This window comes from Acidithiobacillus sp. TH-A36 (assembly GCF_057473445.1).
This window is the reverse complement of sequence record NZ_JBYCKP010000479.1, coordinates 1-2,533: the sequence shown is the minus strand read 5'-3', so window position 1 is coordinate 2,533 and position 2,533 is coordinate 1. Positions and strand designations below refer to the sequence as shown.

The window sequence follows — 2,533 nt, the reverse complement described above, 5'->3', positions numbered from 1 at the left end:
CTTCATGGCAGTGGAATGGGTTTCATGCTGTAAAGTGGACTATGTCCGACGTGGATTGGCGCTTATTGCTAGACTTGGATCCATAAAATGCGTGAGTTAACTGTTCATTGATGCCTTGATACGCAGCATTGCAGGTCTTGGTGTCTTCTCTATGCGTACTGCCTGCATCGCACCACTTGGCCTCATCCGCATCTTGTTTCGGATGGTTTGCATACCATTTACTCGTGTGGCCGCCGTACGGTCCGTCATGGGCTTGCGCAGCACATCCTGCCAGGCCCAAAACAAGACCTAGCGCAATAGCCTGAATAATTTTTTTCATGATAAAAGCCCTCGCTAATAATAAAACCGACAGTGTGGTATCACCGCCCGCAATGCTTCCTGGATAGCGTCATCGGGGTAACCCGTATCCGAAGTCACCAAGGTCACTTTCTCGGTCCCGCCATCTTCCCTGGGGCGTTCCATGTGTTCCACAATCGCCAGACCCAGATTTTCCGCGAGCTCCGGCGACAGAAAGCGGTCTGCAACGATGGGAAACACCACACCATGATTGGTCATCAGCGTTCTGGACAGCCCTTCCCAAATATGAATGACCGCCCATAAAAAGTGATTTTCCAGAATGTCGTACGCCATCTGGTCTTGCGTACAACGCAGCATCCATGCAGCAGAAAAAGGATCCCCGGTAAAAATCCAGTCAAAAAAGGTGTCTCCACCAATTCGGCGCTCTATTGGGGCAGGCTTCCCATCGTAAAGGCGGGACACCATATCGCGTATGCCGGCTTCGAGCAGACTATCGGGCAAATACAGACCCACACGGACATTCCCCCCCAAAACCAGGGCCAGCAGATCCACGCGATGGGATACCTGCTTTTCCGGTTCGTTGGACGCAGCCGGCGATGCGAAGGTGGCGCTGGCTTTCCAAAAGCCCCTGGAACGGACCTTCAGCGCCGCTTCCGTCACATCGGGTATCAGGCTGCCCGTTAATCCGGATCGCCAAAAACCGCTTTGATAAGACGCGCCATGTAATCCGCCAATCCGGCGATCCAGTGCTGTAAATAACTGTTCCAGCATCTTGTTGTGGGTTATCCAAAGAGTTTGAGCCATGCGCTGTTCCCCAAAATCCAGTAATGCGTAATCCCGACGACATCAATCACCAAAAAAACCACCTGCGCCGACACCAGCGAACCCGAATTTATCTTGAGGCCGTACCATAGCCACAAGGCATTGGAGAGGGTCCATGCGACAAAAAGCCCGCGCATGGAAGGATCATGAACGAGGGCCAGAATCAAAGCGGCACCAATCGTAAAAGCGCTGCCAGCCCGACCGGCCCATATCCATGATGGTGCTGAGATTTTTCTGGTGGTCAAACAGTTCTCCCAGGTTCTACCCATTATCACGCTGTAAAAAATGAACCAATTCTGGAGAATAACGGGCCATGGATGCGTAGGGGGTGTTGATAAACGGCTTTTTTTTTGCTTTTTTAAAAAGTGGTGCATAAAAAGCGATCATGGGATCAATTTGATCCCATATAGGCATTTCAACCGATTACCGGGTACTGTGTTTAGTCCTGCTGGGAAAACCAGGCCGACGGAATGCGAGCGGTCGCTGCCTGGATTCAAGAAACTTGAGAATAAGTGGCGAGATCATGACAAACATAACAAATCCGGTCATACACCCAAGCCATAACTGAGTCCAGATGGGTATTTCCTGAGAGGGCCATTTCATTAGTAAAAATACGCATTTAAACACTAACCATCCAGCACCTGTACATGCAATCAGCATGAGCAGCAGAAACTTAAGCAAGTATTTGTAGCGCTTATTCAATGTTGTATTCCTTATTCTCAACCAAAAGATGGCTATCGCTGCATCCGTTTAATCCACGAAATCCGCTATCTCGCTCCTGACTGGCTGGCCAGCATCCGATAGCGCCCCAATACCGCCGGCACGTAATGCTGGGTTTGCGTGAAATCCGGAATATGGTCGCCCGCTTCGACGACCGCATGGCCTCCAGCGTTATAACCTGCCAATGCCAGAGGCCAGGAGTGAAATTCCAAGGCGAGATGCCGCAAATAGCGGGCACCGGCCAGCATGGCGTTACGGGGATTAAAAGGACTACCTTGCCCATATCGTGCCCATGTGGACGGAATAAACTGCATCAACCCCTGCGCCCCGACAGGAGAGACCGCCTGCGGATTGAATCCGGATTCCTGCCAGGCCACGGCCATCAGGAGGGCCTTCGGCACCCCTGTCTGGGCACTGGCATAGGTCGCATCCTGAATAATACGGACAGGGATAGCGGGTATCCAGTTTATGGGCGTGCCTTTCCAGCCTGTGCCTGGAACCCTGTCCCCGGCATGCTCTGCAGCGAGAATCCAGACACCAGCGGCCATATTCCAGCAGGCATCATGCTTAACGCGCCATTCCGGGAACCCGGCATAGCGCAACAGTGGCAACCATCCGGCAGGGATGTGCATGGGACCATAGCGACGCGCGCTCACGGAAACATTTTGCTGTGCGGTGTAGTAGCGCTGCACCA

At 52.4% G+C, this 2,533-nt stretch carries 4 protein-coding genes; all 4 read right to left on the bottom strand.

Annotated features, from left to right (window positions below):
* Window positions 1–22 precede the first annotated feature (22 nt).
* On the bottom strand, window positions 23–319 hold the full coding sequence (locus AC2VLY_RS12285; protein ID WP_215866009.1) for an EexN family lipoprotein: 297 nt from the start codon (window positions 317–319) through the stop codon (window positions 23–25).
* A gap of 14 nt (window positions 320–333) precedes the next feature.
* A complete protein-coding gene (locus AC2VLY_RS12280; protein WP_486922370.1) occupies window positions 334–1,101 on the bottom strand; it encodes a hypothetical protein in 768 nt (255 codons plus the stop codon).
* Window positions 1,080–1,364: a hypothetical protein gene (locus AC2VLY_RS12275; protein ID WP_246864909.1), complete on the bottom strand. Its 285-nt coding sequence runs from the start codon at window positions 1,362–1,364 to the stop codon at window positions 1,080–1,082. The genes AC2VLY_RS12280 and AC2VLY_RS12275 overlap by 22 nt, the downstream gene beginning before the upstream one ends.
* 522 nt (window positions 1,365–1,886) lie before the next feature.
* Window positions 1,887–2,533: transglycosylase SLT domain-containing protein (locus AC2VLY_RS12270; protein WP_486922369.1), on the bottom strand; the 647-nt coding region annotated here is incomplete at its 5' end.

Excerpts from the sequence above, each read along its gene's own strand:
- AC2VLY_RS12285 (WP_215866009.1), bottom strand. The coding sequence starts at position 319 with ATGAAAAAAATTATTCAGGCTATTGCGCTAGGTCTTGTTTTGGGCCTG.
- AC2VLY_RS12280 (WP_486922370.1), bottom strand. The coding sequence starts at position 1,101 with ATGGCTCAAACTCTTTGGATAACCCACAACAAGATGCTGGAACAGTTA.